Origin of the sequence: Saccharopolyspora phatthalungensis (assembly GCF_014203395.1) — a bacterium.
Taxonomy (GTDB): domain Bacteria; phylum Actinomycetota; class Actinomycetes; order Mycobacteriales; family Pseudonocardiaceae; genus Saccharopolyspora; species Saccharopolyspora phatthalungensis.
Map to the genome: position 1 here is coordinate 5,604,245 of NZ_JACHIW010000001.1, position 20,347 is coordinate 5,624,591.

At 69.5% G+C, this 20,347-nt stretch carries 18 protein-coding genes; 11 read left to right on the forward strand and 7 right to left on the reverse strand.

Annotated elements, in window-relative coordinates:
• The first annotated feature begins 17 nt into the window (after positions 1-17).
• The 4 genes from BJ970_RS25660 (at position 18) to lysX (ending at position 7,386) form a co-directional block, all read left to right on the forward strand.
• Positions 18-158 carry a SapB/AmfS family lanthipeptide gene (locus BJ970_RS25660; protein ID WP_184728572.1) on the forward strand — a complete coding sequence of 47 codons (141 nt, stop codon included), beginning with the start codon at positions 18-20 and terminating at the stop codon, positions 156-158.
• A gap of 93 nt (positions 159-251) precedes the next feature.
• On the forward strand, positions 252-1,910 hold the full coding sequence (locus BJ970_RS25665) for an ABC transporter ATP-binding protein (protein ID WP_184728573.1): 1,659 nt from the start codon (positions 252-254) through the stop codon (positions 1,908-1,910).
• Positions 1,907-3,655 carry an ATP-binding cassette domain-containing protein gene (locus tag BJ970_RS25670; protein WP_184728574.1) on the forward strand — a complete coding sequence of 583 codons (1,749 nt, stop codon included), beginning with the start codon at positions 1,907-1,909 and terminating at the stop codon, positions 3,653-3,655. The genes BJ970_RS25665 and BJ970_RS25670 overlap by 4 nt, the downstream gene beginning before the upstream one ends.
• Positions 3,656-4,086: 431 nt before the next feature.
• Positions 4,087-7,386, forward strand: coding sequence for a bifunctional lysylphosphatidylglycerol synthetase/lysine--tRNA ligase LysX (gene lysX / locus BJ970_RS25675; RefSeq protein ID WP_184728575.1), 3,300 nt, complete (start codon positions 4,087-4,089; stop codon positions 7,384-7,386).
• Positions 7,387-7,584: 198 nt separating this feature from the next.
• Here the strand turns inward: lysX and BJ970_RS25680 are convergent, their stop codons facing one another.
• Complete coding sequence (locus tag BJ970_RS25680) at positions 7,585-8,703, reverse strand: alpha/beta hydrolase (protein ID WP_184728576.1); 1,119 nt, start codon at positions 8,701-8,703, stop codon at positions 7,585-7,587.
• Positions 8,704-8,867: 164 nt separating this feature from the next.
• Between BJ970_RS25680 and BJ970_RS25685 the strand changes: the two genes are divergently transcribed.
• Positions 8,868-9,953 (forward strand): alpha/beta hydrolase, encoded by a 1,086-nt coding sequence (locus tag BJ970_RS25685; protein WP_184728577.1) that lies wholly within the window; start codon positions 8,868-8,870, stop codon positions 9,951-9,953.
• 10 nt (positions 9,954-9,963) lie between these two features.
• On the opposite strand, the gene BJ970_RS25690 is transcribed toward BJ970_RS25685, so the two are convergent.
• From BJ970_RS25690 to BJ970_RS25705, 4 genes are all read right to left on the reverse strand, one after another.
• Complete coding sequence (locus tag BJ970_RS25690; RefSeq protein WP_184728578.1) at positions 9,964-11,103, reverse strand: LLM class flavin-dependent oxidoreductase; 1,140 nt, start codon at positions 11,101-11,103, stop codon at positions 9,964-9,966.
• Positions 11,104-11,121: 18 nt separating this feature from the next.
• Complete coding sequence (locus BJ970_RS25695) at positions 11,122-12,147, reverse strand: ABC transporter substrate-binding protein (protein WP_184728579.1); 1,026 nt, start codon at positions 12,145-12,147, stop codon at positions 11,122-11,124.
• Between the two features lie 282 nt (positions 12,148-12,429).
• Positions 12,430-13,329 (reverse strand): NAD(P)-dependent oxidoreductase, encoded by a 900-nt coding sequence (locus tag BJ970_RS25700; RefSeq protein WP_281399622.1) that lies wholly within the window; start codon positions 13,327-13,329, stop codon positions 12,430-12,432.
• A gap of 164 nt (positions 13,330-13,493) precedes the next feature.
• On the reverse strand, positions 13,494-13,805 hold the full coding sequence (locus BJ970_RS25705; RefSeq protein WP_246471016.1) for a DUF3040 domain-containing protein: 312 nt from the start codon (positions 13,803-13,805) through the stop codon (positions 13,494-13,496).
• 89 nt (positions 13,806-13,894) lie between these two features.
• Between BJ970_RS25705 and BJ970_RS25710 the strand changes: the two genes are divergently transcribed.
• Entirely contained in the window at positions 13,895-14,251 is a 357-nt protein-coding gene (locus BJ970_RS25710) for an arsenate reductase family protein (protein ID WP_184728581.1), read from the forward strand.
• Positions 14,252-14,350: 99 nt separating this feature from the next.
• On the opposite strand, the gene BJ970_RS25715 is transcribed toward BJ970_RS25710, so the two are convergent.
• Together BJ970_RS25715 and BJ970_RS25720 are read right to left on the reverse strand one after the other, a co-directional pair.
• On the reverse strand, positions 14,351-14,701 hold the full coding sequence (locus BJ970_RS25715; RefSeq protein ID WP_184728582.1) for a gamma-glutamylcyclotransferase family protein: 351 nt from the start codon (positions 14,699-14,701) through the stop codon (positions 14,351-14,353).
• An 85-nt stretch (positions 14,702-14,786) separates the two neighbouring features.
• A complete protein-coding gene (locus tag BJ970_RS25720; protein ID WP_184728583.1) occupies positions 14,787-17,276 on the reverse strand; it encodes an ATP-dependent Clp protease ATP-binding subunit in 2,490 nt (829 codons plus the stop codon).
• 273 nt (positions 17,277-17,549) lie between these two features.
• Here BJ970_RS25720 and BJ970_RS25725 point away from each other — a divergent pair, with 273 nt between their 5' ends.
• The 5 genes from BJ970_RS25725 to BJ970_RS25745 all read left to right on the forward strand — a co-directional run bounded on the left by BJ970_RS25725 (position 17,550) and on the right by BJ970_RS25745 (position 20,345).
• Complete coding sequence (locus BJ970_RS25725) at positions 17,550-18,179, forward strand: class I SAM-dependent methyltransferase (protein ID WP_184728584.1); 630 nt, start codon at positions 17,550-17,552, stop codon at positions 18,177-18,179.
• A gap of 61 nt (positions 18,180-18,240) precedes the next feature.
• Complete coding sequence (locus tag BJ970_RS25730; protein ID WP_184728585.1) at positions 18,241-18,750, forward strand: XdhC family protein; 510 nt, start codon at positions 18,241-18,243, stop codon at positions 18,748-18,750.
• 103 nt (positions 18,751-18,853) lie between these two features.
• Positions 18,854-19,654, forward strand: coding sequence for an AMP-binding protein (locus BJ970_RS25735; RefSeq protein ID WP_184728586.1), 801 nt, complete (start codon positions 18,854-18,856; stop codon positions 19,652-19,654).
• 25 nt (positions 19,655-19,679) lie between these two features.
• Positions 19,680-20,039 carry a hypothetical protein gene (locus BJ970_RS40190; RefSeq protein ID WP_376775134.1) on the forward strand — a complete coding sequence of 120 codons (360 nt, stop codon included), beginning with the start codon at positions 19,680-19,682 and terminating at the stop codon, positions 20,037-20,039.
• 9 nt (positions 20,040-20,048) lie between these two features.
• Positions 20,049-20,345, forward strand: a complete 297-nt coding sequence (locus BJ970_RS25745; RefSeq protein WP_184728587.1) for a hypothetical protein — start codon at positions 20,049-20,051, stop codon at positions 20,343-20,345.
• Positions 20,346-20,347: the final 2 nt, after the last annotated feature.

The following is a 20,347-nucleotide window of genomic DNA, read 5'->3' on the forward strand; positions in this document are numbered from 1 at the left end:
ATGAAGGGAACATCACCATGGAAATGGTTCTGGAGCTGCAGGAACTCGACGCCCCGAACGAGCTCGCCTACGGCGGTTCCAACTACGGCGGCGAGAGCAACCTGAGCCTGCTCGCCGGGTGTGCGGCCAGCACGCTCAGCCTGGCGACCTGCCACTGAATGACGTAGTTGTGGGAGCGGCGCAGGACAGGTGCGCCGCTCCCACACCGGCCAGTCTGGCCGCCCGCAACGCGAACGACAAGGAGCAGACGGATGGCCGGTGCGGGCGATCGCGTGCTGCGCTCGGTTGTCAAACGGGATCGAGGCACCGCGGCCCTGCTCGCGATCACTGCCCTGCTGGCGACCGCCGTCGGTCTCCTGCTTCCCACGGCCCTCGCGGATGCCGTCGACGTCGCCATCACCGGAGCCGGCGGACTTGGCCGAGTGCTGTGGCTCGTGGTGCTTGGTTCGATCCAGATCGTCGCCGAGGTCGCGGGGGTGGCTCTGACCGCGCGGCTCACCGCCTCGGCCACCGCGCGCTTGCGCGCTCGCCTCGTCCGCGCGCTGATCCGCAGCGGCAACCGGTCCGCCCTCGCCGACGGGGACGCGGTCAGCCGGATCGCCGGTGACTGCACAGGTGCCGGGCAGATCACTGCGAACCTGATCCAGTTGAGCACCTCGCTGGTGCTGCCGGCGGGTGCGGTGATCGCACTCGTGCTGCTCGACTGGCGTATCGCCGCCGTCTTCCTGTGCGCGGTACCGCTCGCCGTCCTGCTGGCCCGCTCCCACCTGCGGCGCACCGCCACGGATGTAGCGGCCTACCAAGGGTTTTCCGGCGACCTCGGGGCTCGGCTGTTCGACGCCGTTGCCGGTCTTCGCACGATCGCCGCCGCAGGTGTCGCCGACCAGGAGGCGGCACGCGTGCTGCGTCCCCTGCCCGAGTTGAGCGCGGCGGGCGTGGGTGTGTGGCGCACCCAGGCGCGGATGATGTGGCGCGCGGGCCTGCTGCTGCCGTTCGTCCAGGTGGCGGTGCTCGGCACGGCCGGGGTCGCGGTTCTGACCGGTGACATCAGCGTCGGCGATGTGCTCGCCGCGCTCGGTTACGCGACGCTCGGATTGGGGTTGGCGCGGCAGGTGCCGCTGTTCACGGTGCTGGCGCGCGCCCGGTCGTGTGCCACGCGGATCGCGGCTGTGCTCGATGCCGATCCCGAACCCGTACCGGATCGGCTTCCGCCTCCGGGGCCGGGCCGTGTCGAACTGCGCGGGGTCGGTGTGGACGGGGCGCTCTTCGACGTCGACCTCGTCGTCTCCGGTGGTGACCAGGTGGCGGTGGTCGGACGGTCCGGCTCCGGCAAGTCGGTGCTGGCCGAAGTGCTGGGCGGCCTGCGCCGTCCGGATCGGGGTGAGGTCCTGCTAGACGGACTCGTCACTCATGCGGTCGCCCGGTCCGCCATCGGCTACGGCTTCGAACGGCCCACGCTGCTCGGCGACTCGGTCGGCGCGGCGGTGGCCTACGGCAGTGGCGCGGACGATGACGCCGTGCGCGCGGCCTGCCGCACGGCCGATGTCCACGACCTCATCAACCGCTTGCCCGAGGGATACCGCACCCCGCTCGCGCGCGCACCGCTTTCCGGTGGCGAGGCACAACGCATCGGCCTGGCCAGGGCCCTGGTGCGACGGCCGCGGCTGCTGGTGCTCGACGACGCGACCGCGAGCCTTGACACCGTGACCGAAGCGCGCGTGGAGGCTGCCATCTCCACCGGACTACCGGGTCTGACCCGCGTCGTCGTCACCCACCGGGCCGGCACCGCACGCCGTGCGGACGCGGTTGTGTGGTTGGAAGACGGTCGTATTCGCGGCGTCGCCCCGCACGACGTGCTGTGGAATGACCCTGCCTACCGCGCGGTGTTCACCGAGGAGGACAAGCTGTGACGGGCGGGACCGGATACTGGCGTGCTCTCGCCGGGCATTGGCGGGACTGGTCGGTGCTGCTGGCATGTTCGGTCTTGGAAGCGCTTCCGGCTTTCCTGTCCGGCGGGCTCGTGCAACGGGCCGTGGATGACGGTTTCGCCGCCGGCCGCCTCGCGGTAGGGCTCGCCTGGCTGGCCGCTTTCGCCGCTGCCGCAGTGGCCGGTGCGGTCGGAGTGCGGCTGGTCTGGCAACGGCTCGGCACGATCGTCGAGCCGCTTCGCGACAGCTTGGTGCGCGCGGTGGTCCGTGGCGTACTGCACGAAACAGCCCCGCCGCGCGGTGGACCGGATGCCGCTGGAGTCGCACGGATCACCCAGCACGTGGAGATCATCAGGGACGCGACCGCCGGATTGCTCGTGCAGGCCAGAGGACTTGTGGTGACCGTGGTCGCAGCCCTCGCCGGAGTGGCGGCCATGTCAGGCTCGTTGATCTGGCTCATCGGCCCGCCGGTCGTGGTCGCGCTCGTGGCGTTCTTGTGCCTGCTGCCCGCCCTGGCCCGCAGGCAGCGCGGATTGGCCCTGGCCGACGAGCACACCGCCGCAACCGCCGGAGCGGTGCTCGCCGGTGCACGAGACGTCGTCGCCTGCGGCGCCCAGGACATCGCCGAAGCGGAGGTTCGAGCGGCGATCACGGCTCAGGCCGGCGCCACCGTGCGAATGTCGAACGCGGCCGCCCTGCGCACCGGCGTGGTCGCGGTCGGCGGTTTTCTGCCGGTAGCGCTTGTGCTCGCTGCGGTGCCCGGCATGAACGCCGACGGACGGCTCAGCGCCGGAGCCGTGGTCGGAGCGCTGGTGTACCTGACCACCACGTTGCAGCCGGCCCTGCATGGGTTCGCCACGACCACGAGCACGGTGGTGCTGCGGCTGCTCGTCACGCTCAACCGGCTCGGGGAGGTTCAACCGCCTGTGCGGCAAAGCGGCGGGGCCACGCCGCGCGACAGCACAGTCACGGTGCGCGGGCTGACGCATCGCTGGGGCGACCACGCCGAACCCGTGCTGCGTGACTTCGAACTCCAGCTGCGCGCTGGCGACCACCTGGCCGTGGTCGGGCCCAGCGGGATCGGCAAATCCACCCTCGCCGGGCTGCTGACCGGAACCGTCACGCCATGCCGGGGTGAGGTCCTGCTCGGCGGAGTCCCGATCCACGCGGTCGATCCCGCGCACCGCGCCCGGATGGTGGCGTTCACGCCCCAGGAGACCTACGTGTTCACCGGCAGCGTCCGGGAGAATCTCGCATTGCTGACCCCGGATGCCGACGATGCCCACCTGCTGGCCGCGGCCGATGCGGTGGGCGCGGCCGGACTGGTCGACAAGCTCGGGGGGCTGTCTGGCGTGCTCTCGCACGCGGGTGCCGGACTGTCGTCTGGGGAACGCCAGTTGCTCGCTCTCGCCAGGGTTTACGCGAGCCCGGCCCGGATCGTCGTCCTGGACGAAGCCACCACGCACCTCGACGGCGCCGCGGAGGCCCGCGCCGAGCGGGCTTTCGCCGACCGGGGCGGAGCGCTCGTGATCATCGCGCACCGGCTCGCCTCCGCGCGGCGTGCGGGCCGGGTGCTGGTCATGGACGGCAAACGAACCCTGCTCGGTGACCACGAAGATCTGCTCGTCCGGTCCTCGCACTACGGTGAACTCATGCGGGCCTGGACCGGAGTGCCGACAAAAACACTTGTTGCAGAAAATCTTTCAGCAAGAAGTAACCTCGGCTGACAGTGCGTCGCCGACGCGATCGCACTGGGACGATGCCGGCGGCGCGGCCGGGCCCCAGCGAGCGTCGGCAGTGACGCTACCCGTGGTGCTGGTGAGTGCCGATGAGCTGGGTGAGACCCCGATCGGCAGGGGGATGACGCTGCCAGTTGTGACCGGTCCGATTTCTTCCCTCGCCCGGCGGCGCGAATCGGCCGGATCCGCTGGTGAGCCCGCCGGCGGGTGCCGGGTGTTGACCGCCGGATCCGAATCGGCCGATTGGTCCTTTGTGGGCGGACATCACCGAATCAGGTAGCAAGATCAAGGAATTCTCCGGTCGGCCCGCTGGGGCGGCGGCACGGCGCGGACGGCCGGTCGTAGATTGGGGGCGGCGGAAGTGCGGTGAGCGGACCCCGATACCCCTCATCGCCGATCCACGGCCGGGGAGGGACAGGGTGTTCCAGCAGGAAGAAACCGGGGTGCGCCGGTGGCGCGGCAGAATGCCGAGCATCACTGCCGGGACGCTGCTCGTCGTGGCACTGCTGTGCGTCACCTCGGCTGTGGGCCTGGCTCTGTTCGGGCACGTGCAGCCGGTGCGCCGGTTCGTCGACAACGTGCTGTTCCCGGCTCCGCCGAACCTCGCATACGGGGCTTTCCTGGCGGTGCTGGTGGCCGCGCTGAAGCGCCGGAAGCGGCTGGCGCTGTGGATCCTGATCGGGATTCTGGTGTTGCAGGTGGTCGGCGACATCGTGGTGCTCGTGGTGCTGCGGGATCACATCGCGGCGCTGTGGATGGACGAGCTGGGCTCCCGCTACCACGGGCCGCTCGACCACGTGTGGATCTTCGGTACCAACATCGTCGTCTCCGCCCTCGCGTTCGTGCCGCTTTGGTTGGCGCGCGGCGAGTTCTACGGTCGCGCCAAACGCGGCAGCGGGTACCAGGCGGCCATGGTGTTCGTGCTGCTCTTCGCGCTGTTCGTGGGGCTCGGGTACGGCGTGGTCACGCTGTTTCCCGGCTCGCTGCGGGGCGCGCAGGACCGGTTGACCTGGACCGTAGAGCGGGTGCTCGGCGGCGCGATCGACTTCAACATCACGGGAGTCGGGCACGCCCCCGGCTGGGTCAACTTCGTACTCGGCCTATTCGGCGCGGCCGCCCTGTTCACCGCGCTGTTCCTGTTGCTGCGCGCGCAGCGGCTCGCCGCCGCCCTGCGTCCCGCGGACGAGCAGCAGGTCCGCCGGCTCCTTACCGACCACGGCGAGCGAGACTCGCTGGGCTACTTCGCCACCCGCCGCGACAAGGCCGTGCTGTTCTCGGACAGCGGCAAGGCCGCGATCACCTACCGGGTGGTCACCGGGGTCTGCCTGGCCAGCGGTGATCCGCTGGGCGACCCGGAGGCTTGGGCGCCGGTGATCGACAAGTGGCTGGCGATGTGCCGGGAGTACACCTGGACCCCCGCGGTGATGGGCGTCAGCGAGCCGGGCGCCACGGCCTACTCCCGCGCCGGGATGAAGATCCTTCAGCTCGGCGACGAGGCGGTGCTGCACGTCGCCGAATTCGGCCTGGACGGCCGGGACATGCGCCCGGTGCGGCAGGCGGTGAGCCGTGTCCAGCGCGCCGGCCACACCACGCGCATCCGTCGGCATCGGGAAGTGCCGGAACCGGAGATGGCCGAGATCGCGCGGCTGGCCGAAGCCTGGCGTGACACCGAGACCGAACGCGGATTCTCGATGGCGCTCGGGCGGCTCGGCGATCCGCAGGACGGTGACTGCGTGCTGGTCGAGGCGGTGACCGGCCGCGGCGAACCGGTGGCACTGCTGTCGCTGGTGCCGTGGGGCCACAACGGGTTGTCGCTGGACGTGATGCGCCGCGACCGAGATGCGGACAACGGCGTGGTCGAGTTCATGGTCAGCTCGCTGGTGCAGGCCGCGCCGAGGCTCGGCGTGGAGCGGATCTCGCTGAACTTCGCGATGTTCCGCGCCGCGTTCGAGGAGGGCGCGCGGATCGGCGCCGGGCCGGTGTTGCGGGCCTGGCGGGGACTGCTGCTGTTCTTCTCGCGGTGGTGGCAGCTGGAGTCGCTGTACCGGTCGAACGTCAAGTACCGGCCGCACTGGTACCCGCGCTACGTCGCGTTCGCCGAGCGCCGCGACCTCGCACGGGTCGGCATCGCCTCGGCGGTCGCGGAAGGCTTCCTGCCCGCGCCGAACCGCAAGTCCACACTGGATGAATCAGTGGAAATCCCGGCGGTGCGAGCGGAACCCGAGATGTCGCGGCGCACCACCTCGCAACAGCAGCAGGTGCGCCGGGGCAAGCTGGCCACCTTGCGGGCCGCGGGTGTCGATCCGTATCCGGTGGCGGTGCCGCGCACCGAACGCTGCCACGCCGTCACCGCCCGCCACCAGGACCTGCTGCCGGACACCAGGGCCGGCGAGCACACCTCGGTGGCCGGGCGCGTGGTGCTGCTGCGCGATCACGGCGGAGTGTGTTTCGCGACACTGCGGGACTTCTCCGGTGACCTGCAGGTGATGCTCACCGCGAAGGACTCCGGGCCGGACCTGCTGCAGACCTGGCGGCAGCGGGTGGACATCGGCGACCAGGTGTCGGTGACCGGCGAAGTCGTCACGTCGCGGCGCGGTGAGGTGTCGGTGCTGGCCACCGACTGGTTGCTGGCCGCGAAGTGCCTGCGTCCGCTGCCGGACAAGCGCCGGGGCCTGGTGGATCCCGAAGCCCGGGTCCGGCAGCGCCACGTTGACCTGATCATGCGCCCGGATGCCAGGCAGACCCTGCGCGCTCGCGGCGCGGCGGTGCACGCCCTGCGGGATACCTTGGTGCGATCGGATTTCCTCGAAGTCGAGACGCCGGTCCTGCAACCGGTGCACGGCGGGGCCAACGCACGTCCGTTCACCACCCACAGCAACGCCTACGACATGCGCTTGTACCTGCGGATCGCTCCGGAGCTGTACCTCAAGCGGTTGTGCGTGGGCGGCGTGGAGCGGCTGTTCGAGATCGGGCGCAACTTCCGCAACGAAGGCGTGTCGCACAAGCACAATCCCGAGTTCACGATGCTGGAGGCGTACCAGGCCTTCGGTGATTACACGACGATGCGCGAGCTGTGCCGGGACCTGATGCTGGCCGCCGCGACTGCCGCGCGCGGGACGACGACGGCGATCGGCCCGGACGGCGAGTTCGACCTCGGCGGCGAGTGGCCGGTCGTGCCGGTCAACGACGCGGTGTCGGCGGCACTGGGCGAGGAAGTCACCGCGGACACCGAGCTGCCCCGCCTGCAACGGCTATGCGACGTGGCTTCGGTGCCGTACGAAACGCACTGGGAACGCGGGGTCGTGCTGCTGGAGATGTACGAGCGGCTGGTCGAGTCGCGCACCACCGAGCCCACCTTCTACACCGATTTCCCGTCCGAGGTCTCACCGCTGACCCGGCCGCACCGGGCCGATCCGCGGCTCGCGGAACGCTGGGACCTGGTCGCGTTCGGCACCGAGTTGGGCACCGGTTATTCGGAGCTGGTCGACCCGGTCGAGCAGCGTCGCCGGCTCACCGAGCAGTCCATGCACGCCGCCGGCGGTGACCCGGAGGCGATGGAACTCGACGAGGACTTCCTCACCGCCCTTGAGTACGCGATGCCGCCAACCGGCGGGCTGGGCCTGGGCGTGGACCGGCTGATCATGCTGCTCACCGGCGGCTCCATCCGGGAAACCTTGGCATTCCCGCTGGTCCGGCCGGATCTCGCCGGTCGACGATGAGCGGCTTCGGTTCCTCGCGCCGATCGGCCGGTTCGATCGGCTCGGTTGGGATCCGGGCGATGTCGACGCGGATGCCGAGCGGCTTGTCCGTGGAGTGCCGCGGAACTCGGCGGAATAACTCGTCGTCGCTGCGGTGGATGCGTGAATGCCGATCACGGCCGAGCAGACCGATGACTTCAGTCGAGCAGACCGATGACTTCAGTGCTGGGCCGGTAGGCCGCCAGTCGTGAAGTTCTGGGCGGCGAAGGCCAGCAGGTAGGGCAGCCCGATGCGGGCCGTGCGCCAGGTGTGCCACTCGCCCGGTTCGGTGCGGACCGCGACGTTCGCGCCGCGGGCGGCGAGTTGGTCGCCGAGGCGGTAGGCGAGGTCGACGTCGGAATGCGCGACGACACCGGCGTGCAGCATCACCGCGAGCGGCTGCGTCACCGGCAGGGTCGGCAGGTAGGCGCGCGGGGTGTTGGCCCGCAGCAGGTCCGGGTGACCGGCCAGCAGGGTGGTGTCGGGATCGTCGTAGGGCTCGGTGGCCAGGATCACCGAATAGGTGTTCTGGTTGTGCAGCCCCAGGTTCAGCGCGCAGAACGCGCCGCCGCTCATCCCGCCGATCGCCCGGCCGCCCCGGCCCGGCAGGGTGCGGAACCGGGCGTCGATCGCCTGCGGCACCGTGGTGGTCAGGTAGGACTCCAGCTGTGGGCCGCCGGGCACGTTCAGGCATTCCCAGTCCGTGCCGGTGCCCGCGGTGGCGTCCACGGCGACGACGATCATCGGTGGCGCGGCGTGGTTGTCCGCCAGCGCCTGGAGGGTCTGCACCGCACCGCCGGGGCCGAGCCAGTCGTCCGGGCCGCCGCTGGGATAGCCGTGCACCAGGTACACCACCGGATACCGCTCGGTGGCGTGCGCCGGATCGTCGTAGCCGGGCGGTAGCAGCACCCGGGTGCGGCCCGTCGGGACGCCGAGTCGAGGATCGGGCAGCGACACATCGGTCACCCGCACCCCACCCGGCACCGGATCCGGCTCCGCCACGGCAGGTTCGGCATCGCCGTTGCCGCCGCTGGCGAGCAGCAGCAGCCGCCCGAAATCATCGAGCGAGCGCACGTAGCCGACGTAACTGTTGATCCCGGCCGCGCACGTCAGCACCGCCAGCAGAATCGGGACGACAAGGGCGATCCGGCGCAATCGCCGGCGTTTCACGATCACGATCGCGCCGACCGTCAACAACGCGAACGCGACCACCAGCACCACGGACTCCAGCGGGCTTCGGCCGCCCGCTTGTTCGGTGACCGAAGGAGGGAGTTGTGGTCCCGGACCGATGCCACTCATGAATGCCATCCGCACGGGGCTGAATAGTACCCACCCGCCGGAATCGCTTTCCCCCTGACGATTTCGGTGAAATCGCCGATTTCTCCGTTTTGGGACTCGGAAATCCCGGTACGCTTGCCGACGTCCACTTCGGTCGGTGTCGGGGTACTGGGAGGTTGCCGGGAATGCGGTGGATCGCCGATTTCTGCGCGGACCTCTCGCTCGTCAACTGGTGGCCGGTGCGCGCGCTGCTGCTGGCAGTCACGCTGCTGTTGCTTGTGGTGCTGGTGTTGCGATTCCGCGAGCGCGTGCTGCGCCTGACGCTCGCTCCGCTCGTCACGGTCCTGCTCGCCGCGAACGCCTTGACCGGTGTGAATGCGTACTTCGGTTACTACCTGACGATCTCCCAGGTGCTGGGGGTAGCGGGGGAGAACCAGGGCTCGTTGGCGATGATCAACGCGCAGACGGCGCCGCCGGCTTCGGGGGTCGTGGTCGCCATCGACATTCCCGGGCTCACCTCGGGATTCCAGGCCCGCCCGGCCAACGTGTACCTGCCGCCCACGTGGTTCGCCAAGCCCCGACCGCGGTTGCCGGTGATCGTCCTGCTGCACGGCACCCCCGGCAGCCCCACCGACTGGCTGGACGGCGGCCAGGCGCAGCAGACCGCCGACCGGTGGGCGGCCGATCATGGCGGTGTGGCCCCGATCGTGGTGATGCCCGATGTCAACGGCACCGTCTTCGGGGACACCGAGTGCGTCGACAGCCCCCGCGGCAAGGCCGAGACCTATCTGACGAGCGATGTGCCCCGCTTCCTGCGCAGCAGGTTCCTCACCCGCGACCCAGGGCGGGACTGGGCCGTGGCCGGTCTCAGCGAAGGCGGCAGCTGCGCGATCATGCTGGCGTTGCGTCATCCCGACGTGTTCGCGACGTTCGCGGACTTCGGCGGTCTGCTCGGCCCGCGCGACGGGGATACCAACGACCCGGCCGGTACTCCTGCCGCCCTGTTCGGGGGCTCGCAGCAGGACTTCGACGCCCATGAGCCGGCCTGGTTGCTGAGCCATCGAAGATTTCCCGATCTCCACGGGTTCTTCGTGGTCGGGGACAATGACCCCGAGCCGTTCGAGGCCGTGCGGCAGCTCGCGGAGCTCTCCCACCGCGCCGGGATCGCCACCGAGGTGGTGGTCATTCCCGGCGGGGAGCACACCTTCGACGTCTGGAGCACGGCCTTCGCCAACGCGATGCCCTGGATCGCCCACCGGCTCGGACGATGATCCACGGTGTTCACCCCGCGCGCACCAGCTTGGGCGCAGCTGGCTGGGGCGCAGCGAGCAGGCCGCGGCGGGCCAATTCCGGGTGCACTCCTTCGCCGAACCAGTAGGCCTCCTCCAGGTGCGGATATCCCGACAGCACGAACTCCTCGATGCCCACCGCGTGGTATTCCTCGATCAGATCGGCGACTTCCCTGTGGCTGCCGACGAACGCGGTGCCCGCACCGCCGCGCAGCAGCCCCACGCCTGCCCACAACCCGGGGTGGATCTCCAACTTCCGCGCGTCGCTGTGCAATATCCCGCCGTGTAGGGCTGCCATGTTCCGCTGGCCGGCGGATTCGGTGACCGCGAACTTCGCTTGGGAGGCGGCCACGTCGTCGGGATCCATCTGATCGACGAACTTCTGCACGGTGGCCCAGGCTTCGGCGTTGGTGTCCCGGGTGATGATGTGCGCGCGGATGCCGAACCGCAGGATTCGGCCTTCGTCGGCGGCTAGCTCGCGCAACCGCTGAATCTTCTGGGCCACCGCGCCCGGCGGTTCACCCCAGGTCAGGTACACGTCCGCGCGCCGCGCCGCGACCGGGAGGGCGGCGTCCGAGGAACCACCGAAGTACAGCGGTGGCTGCGGATCCGGTGCTTCGAACGCGGTCGCACCGCGGATCTGGTAGTGCTCGCCGTCGAAGTCGAACGGCTCGCCGGTGAAGATTCCGCGCAGCACGGCCAGGAATTCGTCGGTGCGCGCGTACCGCTGGTCGTGGTCCAGCCAGTCGCCGAAACGCCGCTGCTCGACGGATTCGCCGCCGGTGACGATGTTGAGCAGCAGCCGCCCGCCGGAAACCCGCTGGTAGGTGGTGGCCAACTGGGCGGCGAGGGTGGGGGTCAGCGAACCGGGCCGGAACGCCACCAGGAATTTGATCCGCCGGGTGCGGGCCAGCAGCGCCGCCGTGGTGATCCAGGCGTCCTGGCACCAGCTGCCGGTGGGGGTCAGCATCCCGGTGAAGCCGAGGTGCTCGGCGGCCTGCGCCACCTGGGCCAGGTAGTCGATATCCGGACGGCGCGGGGTGTCGGCCCCGGTCGGTGTGACGTGCGGTCGGTCCACAATGGAACGTCCGTCGCCGTGGGTGGGCAGGAACCAGTGCGTGACGACGCTCATCGGTGTTCTCCTGGGTGTTCAGGCGGTTGCGAGGGTGGCGGCGAACCTGGTGTCGACGAAGTCGGCGAACTTGAACGGGCGGGGAATCTCCCCCGCGGCCACGAAGGTGTCCGCGAGCTCCTGCTCCGAGCGGGTTACTTCGGCGTCCAGCGGGACCGGCAGATCCGGACCTAGGCCGGTGGCCCGGCGCGTCACCTCGATCGGTAGCCCGGTGTCCGCGGACCAGGCCTGCGCGCGCTGCTCGCGGTTGGCGTCGGAGAATCGCTGCGCCTTGGCCAGCCGCACCAGGTAGTCCGCGATCGCGGTGTTGCGGCCGGCATCGGCCAGCGCGGTGGTCCCGGCGACCTGGAAGCTCAGACCGTTGGCGGTGCCCTGCCCGTCGGCGATCGCCCGGGCGCCCGCTTCCAGTTGGATCTGCGAGAAGTACGGGTCCCAGATCGCCCAGGCGTCCACGGCGCCCTGCTTGAAGGCACCGATGGCATCGGAGGGTTGCAGAAACACGAGGTTGACGTCGTGGGGCGTCAGGCCGGCCGCGCGCAGCGTCAAGAGAATCTGGCCGTGCGCCGAACTGCCCTTGGCGACGGCGATCTTGCGGCCGCGGAGCTGGTCGCGCCCTTGCAGCGGCGAATTAGGCAGCACTACCAACGCATCGCTTGCGACGTTGCCCTTCGATGCGGCGATGACCTTGATTTTCGCCCCGGCCGCCGCGGCGAACAGCGGTGGCGTGTTGCCGACGCCGCCGAGGTCGATCGCATCGGCCGACACCGCTTCCAGCAACGGCGGACCGGACGGGAAGGTCGCCCACTGCACCGTGTATGGGAAGTCGTCCAGACGGGCTGCCCGCAGCAGAGAACGGGCATTTCCCTTCTGGTCGCCGACGCGCAGGGTCACGCGTGCCAACTGTCCCGGGTCGACGGGGGCGGGCGCCGGGGCCTGAGCCGGGCCGCCTCGGCCGCCCGCGCAGGCGCTGAGCAGTCCGGCTGAGGTGGCGGAAAGGGCAAGGGAAGCAAGGAAATCACGACGACGCACGGTCGATTGCTCCATTAGTGCGGGGAAACGAGGGGAGGGCGATTTCACTGGAAATCGACAAGCCGATTTCCAGTGAAATCGCCAAGAGATCAGTGACGCCAGCTGAGCGGGGTCAACAGGCGGAGCTGGCCTGCCGTCGCAGATCGACGTGCAGGCGCCAGGTCAACGCGAGGCGTCCGGTCACGCACATGATGCTGGCAGCGGCCGGGTGCGAACGTCAACGACGGCCGGAAAGCTCCCACAGAACGAGAAATCGCGCCGTGCGAAGCCGTGAGAAGCCGTGTTAAGCGACCAGTGTCAAGCGAGGAAGGAGGAGAAGTACGCGGCGACCATGTCCTCATCCCCGTGCCCGGTCGCAAGCGCGCGCCGAAACCGTTCGCGTACCGCTTCGGCGAGGTCGAGCCGGACCGAGTCGCCCGCGGCCTCGATGATCAGCTCGGCGTCCTTGCTGGCCCCGCGCAGGGGAAACGAGGGCGTGAAATCGCCGTTGATGATCGCCGCCGCCTTCACATGCGCATACGGGCAATCGGTGGCCGTTCCCTTGATCGCGGCCAGGAAATCCGCGGTATCCACGCCGAGTTCCCCGGCCAAGGCCGCCGATTCGCCCACCGCGTTCGTGATGATCAGAATCCAGTTGTTCACGACGAGTTTCAAGCGGGTTGCGGTGGCGGCCGCGGCGTCCTCGCCGAGCCAGAGGGTGCGTTTCCCGACCGCGTCGAACAAGGGTTGCACGCGGTCGCGCACTTCGGGCGGCCCGGCGGCCAGCACGACAAGTTCGCCCTGTTCCGCCGGGAGTTTCGTGCCCAGCACCGGGGCATCGACGACCGTCACGCCATCGGCGGCGGCACGGACCTCGCTCATGCCGGCCAATCCGAGCGTGCCCATCTGCACCCATACCGCGTCGGGCGGCAGCGCAGCGACGGCTGCCCGGCCCGCCTCGACCGTGGCGGCAGTGTTCAGGAGCATCGTGATCAACACGTCCGCGCCCTCAGCCGCCTGCGCAGGCGTCTCGGCGACCGTCGCGCCGTCGGCCGACAGCGGCTCCGCCTTGGCGAGCGTGCGGTTCCACACTCGGACCGGGAACCCGGCGGCCAGCAGATTACGCGCCATCGGGGTGCCCATGGTCCCGGTGCCGAGAAAGGCCACAGTGGTCATCGCATGCTCCCTACCGGAAAGGGGTTCCTCGCGATTGTGCAGTGACCCGCCGGGCCGGGCGAGTCGTTGCCTCGTGACCTCGGCGTGTTCGCACGCGACGTCCGGTGCGGGAAACGGCGATCGTGGTGGCGGTCTGCCGAGAAAAGACTTCGCGCAGCAGTCGCCGTGGCCGGAGCCAGAGCCGATTGCGCGCTGTGACCGGGGACCTATTCGAGGCGGAGCTGCCAGTTGCGGGTGATGATCACGATCGCCGCTAGCGCGCCGGCGGTGAACACGCCACCGCCCTCCCCGAGGAACAGGCACATCACCGCGACGATCAACGTGAACACCACCAGCAGCATCCGCGGCGACATGTGCGCCCACACTTGCCGCCACACACTCGTCTCGGTCAACCGGCGGGCAAGTTTGGGGTCGTCGCCGATGAGCTGCTGCTCGATCTCCCTCAGGCGGCGCCGCTCGTCCCTGGGTAGCATGGCCACCTCCAACGGGTCGTCCGCCTGGTTGAACAAGTATCGCAACGAAGCTCCCCGCTGTGAAGGGTCCAACGACACGTGTGTCAAGGGGTGCGGCTAGCCTGTTCCGCAGTCGTCGCGGGCTAGGAGTGCCGATGGAGATCTGGGTCAATCCGGCGTGTTCGAAGTGCCGTTCGGCGGTGTCGTTGCTGGACGAGGCGGGCGTGGACTACACGGTGCGGCGGTACCTGGAGGAGCCGCCGACGGCCGCGGAACTGGCCGAGGTGCTCGACCGGCTCGGCCTGGAGCCTTGGGACATCGCCCGGCTGACCGAGCCCGTGTCCCAGGAGCTCGGCCTGAAGACCTGGGTGCGAGAACCGGTGAGCCGTGCCGAATGGATCGAAGCACTCGTGGCGAACCCCGAGCTCATCCAGCGCCCGATCATCACGGCCGACGACGGCACCACCGTCGTCGCCCGGACCCCGGAAGCCGTGCGGTCGGTGTTGCCCTGATCGCCACCGCGCCGCCCGAAACCGGTGCACGCCCGGAAGTCCCGCTTGGTTCCGCCGGAAACTGTCCAACCGGCACGGCGGGGATCCGGTCAGTTCCCGCTACGCCCCGACGGGCCAGCCGTGGGGGAGCGGACGCATGCCGGTGACCGGGCCGAGCCAGACGTAGACCCAGCACGCTCCGCCATCGAGTTCGATCCGGCGGCGCTCGTACTCGGGTCCTTCGTACTCGTCGAGCACCGGCAATGCGCGATCCGGGTCGCGCAGCCGGAAAACCTGCGCCGGTACGCGAGAAACCCCGTCAAGCTTCAGCGCGGGGTAGCCGCATTCCGTGTCGTACAGCGCGCCGGGCAGCGACGCCGGCTCGGCCGGGCCGATGACCAGCGGGGCCAGCAGCTGCCAAGCCGCCGCGCCGCTTTGCAGCGTGCCGTAAACGGCGATGCGATCGGACACATCGTCGATTCTCGCGCATGCCTTTTCCCGAGCTCCGCATGCCGGTGGGGCGGACGCTCTTCGCGCCCGCCCCACCGGTGCTCGATCAGGCCGCTGTCGCGGCCGGTTCGCCGACCTGGAAGGCCAGCTCGCCGCCGGCCTCGGACACCCGCAGCCGGGCCCCTTCGGCCAGGTCGCCGTCCAGGATCAGGTCGCTGATCCGGTCGTCGACCTCCCGCTCGATCGCCCGCCGCAACGGCCGGGCCCCGAATTCGGGCCGGTAGCCGCGCTCGGCGATCCAGGCCACCGCCGCCGGGTCGAATTCGATGGCGATGTTCATGGCCCGCAGCCGGCGCACGGTTTGCTCCAGCAGCATCCGGGTGATCGTGTGCAGCTGTTCGCCGTCCAGCCGCTTGAAGACCACGATCTCGTTGATGCGGTTGAGGAATTCCGGCCGGAACGCCTCGCGCAGCCGCGGCATGATCCGCTCGTCGAGCGCCGGGTCGGCCTCCGATGCGCTGAAACCGATCTTGCCCCCGGCGCTGGAGACGACTTCCGAGCCGAGGTTGCTCGTCATGATCAACACCGTGTTGGTGAAGTCGACGGTGCGCCCCTGACCATCGGTCAACCGGCCGTCGTCGAGCACCTGCAACAGCGTGTTGAACACGTCCGGATGGGCCTTCTCGATCTCGTCCAGCAGGACCACCGAGTACGGGTGCCGCCGGACGGCCTCGGTGAGCTCGCCGGCTTCGTCGTGCCCGATGTAGCCGGGCGGCGCGCCGACGAGCCGGCTGGCGGTGTGGCGCTCCTGGAACTCGCTCATGTCCAGCCGCACCATCCGATGCTCGTCGCCGAACAGCGACTCGGCCAGCGCCTTGGCCAGCTCGGTCTTGCCGACGCCGGTCGGGCCGAGGAACAGGAAACTGCCCACCGGCCGGCCGGGATCGCCCAGCCCGCTGCGCGACCGCCGCACCGCGCGGGCCAGCGCCCGCACCGCATCGTCCTGGCCGACCACGCGCCGGTGCAACTCCTGCTCCAGCCCTTGCAGCCGGACCTTCTCGGCGGCGGTGAGCCGGCTGACCGGCACCCCGGTCGCCCGCGCGACGATCTCGGCGATGTCCTCGGCTGTGATCTCCAGGACGTCGGCTTCGGCGGCCTCGTCGAGCTCGGCCTGTGCCTTGCTGATCTCGTCGCGCAGCGCCGACGCCCGCTCGTAGTCCTCCGTGGCGACCGACGCGTCCTTCTCCTGCTCCAACCGCTCGATGCGGCTGCGCAGCTCGGCGCGGTCCGGTCCCAGCGCCGCCAGCCGCTTACGCGCGCCGGCCTGGTCGATCAGGTCGATCGCCTTGTCCGGCAGGAAGCGGTCGTTGATGTACTGGTCGGCGAGCCGGGCCGCAGCCTGCACCGCGTCCTCGGTGTAGCGGACCTGGTGGTGCGCCTCGTAGTGCTCGCGCAGGCCCTGCAGGATCGCGACGGTGTCCGGCACGCTCGGCTCGGGCACCTGGACCGGCTGGAAACGGCGCTCCAGGGCGGAGTCCTTCTCGATGTGCTTGCGGTATTCGTCCAATGTGGTCGCGCCGACCACGTGCAGCTCGCCGCGGGCCAGCCGGGGCTTGAGCATGTTGCCCGCGTCCATCGCGCCCTCGGCACCACCGGCGCCGACGACGGTGTGCAACTCATCGATGAACACGATCAGCTCGCCGCTGTGCTCCGAGATCTCGTCGATGACCTTGGTCATCCGCTCTTCGAAGTCGCCGCGGTAGCGGGTGCCGGCCAGCATCCCGGACAGGTCCAGCTGGACCACCCGCTTGCCGGACAGTGCCCTCGGCACCTGGCCGGCGGCGATGCGCTGGGCCAGGCCCTCGACGATCGCGGTCTTGCCGACCCCGGCCTCGCCGATGAGGACCGGGTTGTTCTTGGTGCGCCGGGACAGGATCTCGACGGTCTGCTCGATCTCGTCGGCACGCCCGATCACCGGGTCCAGCTCGCCGTTGCGGGCCCGGGCGGTGAGGTCCCGGCCATACTGGTCGAGCGTGGGGGTGTCGCTGTCCTTGGGGTCCTGGTCGGCGCGCTGGCGCTGGTTCGCGGTCCGCAGTGCTTCGGGGCCTGCGCCGGCGGAGCCGAGCAGCCGCCCGGTCTCCGAGTCCGGGCTCGCCGACATGGCCAGCAGGACGTGCTGCGGGCCGATGTAGGTGGAGCCGAGCGCGCGGGCCACCCGGTGCGCGTCGGCCAGCACCGTCCGGGCCGCCAACGTGAGCGTCACCGGCTGGTTGCCGTCGTCGCCGACTGCCGCAGCGGCCGGGAGGTGCTCCTCGACTTGCGCGGCGAAGGCGTCGGTGTCCACGCCGACCTGCCGCAACTGCTCGCGGGTCGGGGTTTCGTGGGCGGCCGACCACAACAGGTGCAGTGCGTCCAGATCGGCCTGCCCGCGGTCCCGCGCGAAGCGCGCGGCCCCGGCCAGCAGCTGCTGCGCCTGTTCGGTCATCAGCTCCGTGATGTCGATCCGGCGCGAGCCGGACCCGGCGTCGCCGGCACCGAAGAAGCGCGCGAAGTACTCGTCGAACGGGCCACCTGCCGGTCCGAAGAACGTCGCCATTCCTAACCTCCTCGCGACGGTGTTGCTGGCTTGCACCGCCATCTACTTGAGTCTGTTGTTATCAACCAACGTCAGTCTCGTCCAGGTAATTCCCTCCAGTCCCACGAGTGGTGCGCGTCACCACTGGTCGCACCTCGCCGCTTTATATGCGCCTCCTGGAATATTGAGATGTGTTCCCGATCCGCCGGCAGGAGGCGCCGGGGCTTGACCTCTAGTTAAGTGGAAGATTCAGGCTGGTTGCGGCTGTGCTCGCGGAACGTTGGAGGGCGAGGCATGGGGACTTCGGTGGATCGTTCGGTGTTCGACTCGACCTATGCGGCGAACACCGCGCCGTGGGTGATCGGCGCGCCGCAGCCGGCGATCGTCGAATTGGAGAGGGCCGGCAGCATCCGCGGCGCGGTGCTCGACCCCGGCTGCGGCACCGGGGAGCACACGATCCTGCTGACCAGGCTGGGCTACGACGTGCGGGGAGTGGACTTCTCGGCGGCGGCCATCGAACAGGCTCGGGCCAACGCCGCCCGGCAGCAGGTCGACGCCCGCTTCGAGGTCGCCGACGCGTTGCGGCTCGATGGGGGGCCGCGATTCGGCACCGTTGTGGACAGCGCGTTGTTCCACGTGTTCGGGGCCGAGGACCGGGCGGCCTACGTGCGGAGTCTGCACGGCGTGTGCCGACCCGGGGCGAGGGTGCACGTCCTGGCGCTCGCCGATGTCGAGCCGGCCCTTGGCCCGGTCGTCGGCGAAGCGGTGTTCAAGGAGACCTTCGCCGAGGGCTGGCGGGTGGAGGGGATCCGTCCGAGCAGCTACCGGGGAGTCGCCCGCGGTGAGCATGCGAAGGCGTTCGACGTTGACGAGGGCGCGCTGGTCGACGTCCCGGCCTGGCTGGCCACCGCCACCCGACTCTGATCGTCTACAGTGGACCACTGAGGGTGTGGTCCCGGACCTGTGCGGCTGGCACACTGGGTGGATGACCGAGGATGCTGCGTGCGCGGTGGCGCACGGTGAAGTTCCGGTGGAGCCCGGTGGCCGCACGCTGGCGGCGGTTTTCGCCTCGCCGGTGGCCGAATACCTGCTGCGCTACGGCCGGGACCTCGGATTCCGGCCGCTGCTGATCGAACCCGACGCCGAGCGCGCGGCGTCGGCCGGGCCGGACGCGGTATCGGCGGTGCCGGAGCTGGACGCCGACGCGGACGTCGTGGTCACCGACCATCACCGAGCGGAACTCGGTCCGGTGCTGCGGGAGGTGCTCAAGCACGACGTCCGCTGGGTTGGCATCATGGGCAACCCGCGTCACGTCGGACCGCACGTGGCCGCGCTGCAGGATCTCGGCGTCCCGGATGCCGAGATCAAGCGGGTGCACCGGCCGATCGGCCTGAACATCGGCTCCCGCACGCCACCGGAGATCGCCATCGCGACCCTCGCGGGTCTGCTGGCCGACCGAAACGGCAAACCCGGCGGCTTCGCCTTCCCCGTCTGACCGGACGATCTGGCGATCTCGGCCCGGAACGGGCCTCCCAGCAGGGAGAAATGAGGCTGCGCAAACCACTTTTGAAACACTCGCTAGCCGGGAGGTCGCGTTGGTGAGCGGGATTGCCTTTCGGGAACTGTCGCCGGTGTCCTTCTTGGAGCGTGCGGCGGTGGTGTTCGCCGATCGTCCGGCGGTCGTCGACGGCGCGCAGAGCTACACCTACTCGCAGTTTTGGGACCGCGCGCAACGGCTGGCGGGAATGCTCGCCGCGCACGGAGTTCCGCCAGGTGACCGGGTCACGGTCCTGTCGCCTAATACGCATGTGCTGGTGGAAGCGCACTACGGGGTGCCGCTGGCCGGAGCGGTGCTGGTCGCGCTGAACACCCGACTGGCGGCAGCCGAAATCGGCTACATCCTCGAACACAGCGGCGCGCAACTGGCCATTGTGGACACCGAGTACCGACGGGTGCTCGACGAGGCGGCCCCCGGCCCGGATCTCGTGGTGATCGATTCCGAATGCTATGACTCGCTGCGCGACGAGGCCGAACCGCACCGGGTCGAGGTGACCGACGAGCGGTCGCTGCTGTCGATCAACTACACCAGCGGAACCAAGGGCTGGGAGCGTAGGATCTTTTGGTTCGGATCATCCACAGTGGAGCAGCTCAGCAACCTCGGCCGACCGGCCACCGGCGAAGAGATCGCAGCCACGCTGCACGCGGTCGACGCAGGTGCGGACTGGCTCCCACTACGCATCGCCTGCCTGGAACGCTCGTTGGCCGCTGTCCTGCTCATCGCCGCGCGGCACCGCACGGTGGCCTGGTCAAGTCGTACGAGGAAGTGGATCAAGGGGCGCAGGACCGCTTCGCCCAGATCCTCCAGGGTGGCGGCCCCGATACTTTCACGCGGCAAGTAAGGCACTGGATGCCTACACCGCCACGCTGACGTGGGCTCAGGGCCAGGCGGCTGAGGCGATCCGGTTGTGGGACGAGGGGCAGCCCCCACTCGCCAGGCCGCCGCCGAGCACGACAAGGCTGTGCAGCAAGCGCCGCCCGGCACCCCGGCGGTTCCGTTCACGCCGGTCGCAACTCCAGCGGCAGAGGCGACGCCAAGGACGAGGACAAGATCGCCAGCGTCGTAGAGGACGTCGCGAAAAACCCAGAATCTCCGCCCGTACTCCAGCCCAACGATCGCTGGGCTGTCTGGGGAACCAGAGAGGGCGAAAGGATCAAGGTGATCGTGCAGAAAGACGGGCGGATTTGGACCGCCCATCCCGATTAATCCGAGACATAGTAGGTTGATTACAGGTTATGGATATTGCGAAGATCCGCCGCGATGCGCGGACATTGCTCGAACAGCTCGCGGATCGACTTACGGAAGATCAAGCAGACACCTGTCAATCCTTGTCCAGAGCAGGCGAGTTGGCCGAGTTGGTCGATGTCATGTGCGCGATCCTCTATAAGAACAAAATTCCAGTTACACAGAAGGAACGAGAGCTGCTGGTCGGCGTGCTCGCCGAGTACCCGGTCCCTGTCGAAGGCTACGACTACATCAACAAGCGCGACGAGATACTGGCCATGCTCACGGTCACCCCCGAAACTGACTGACG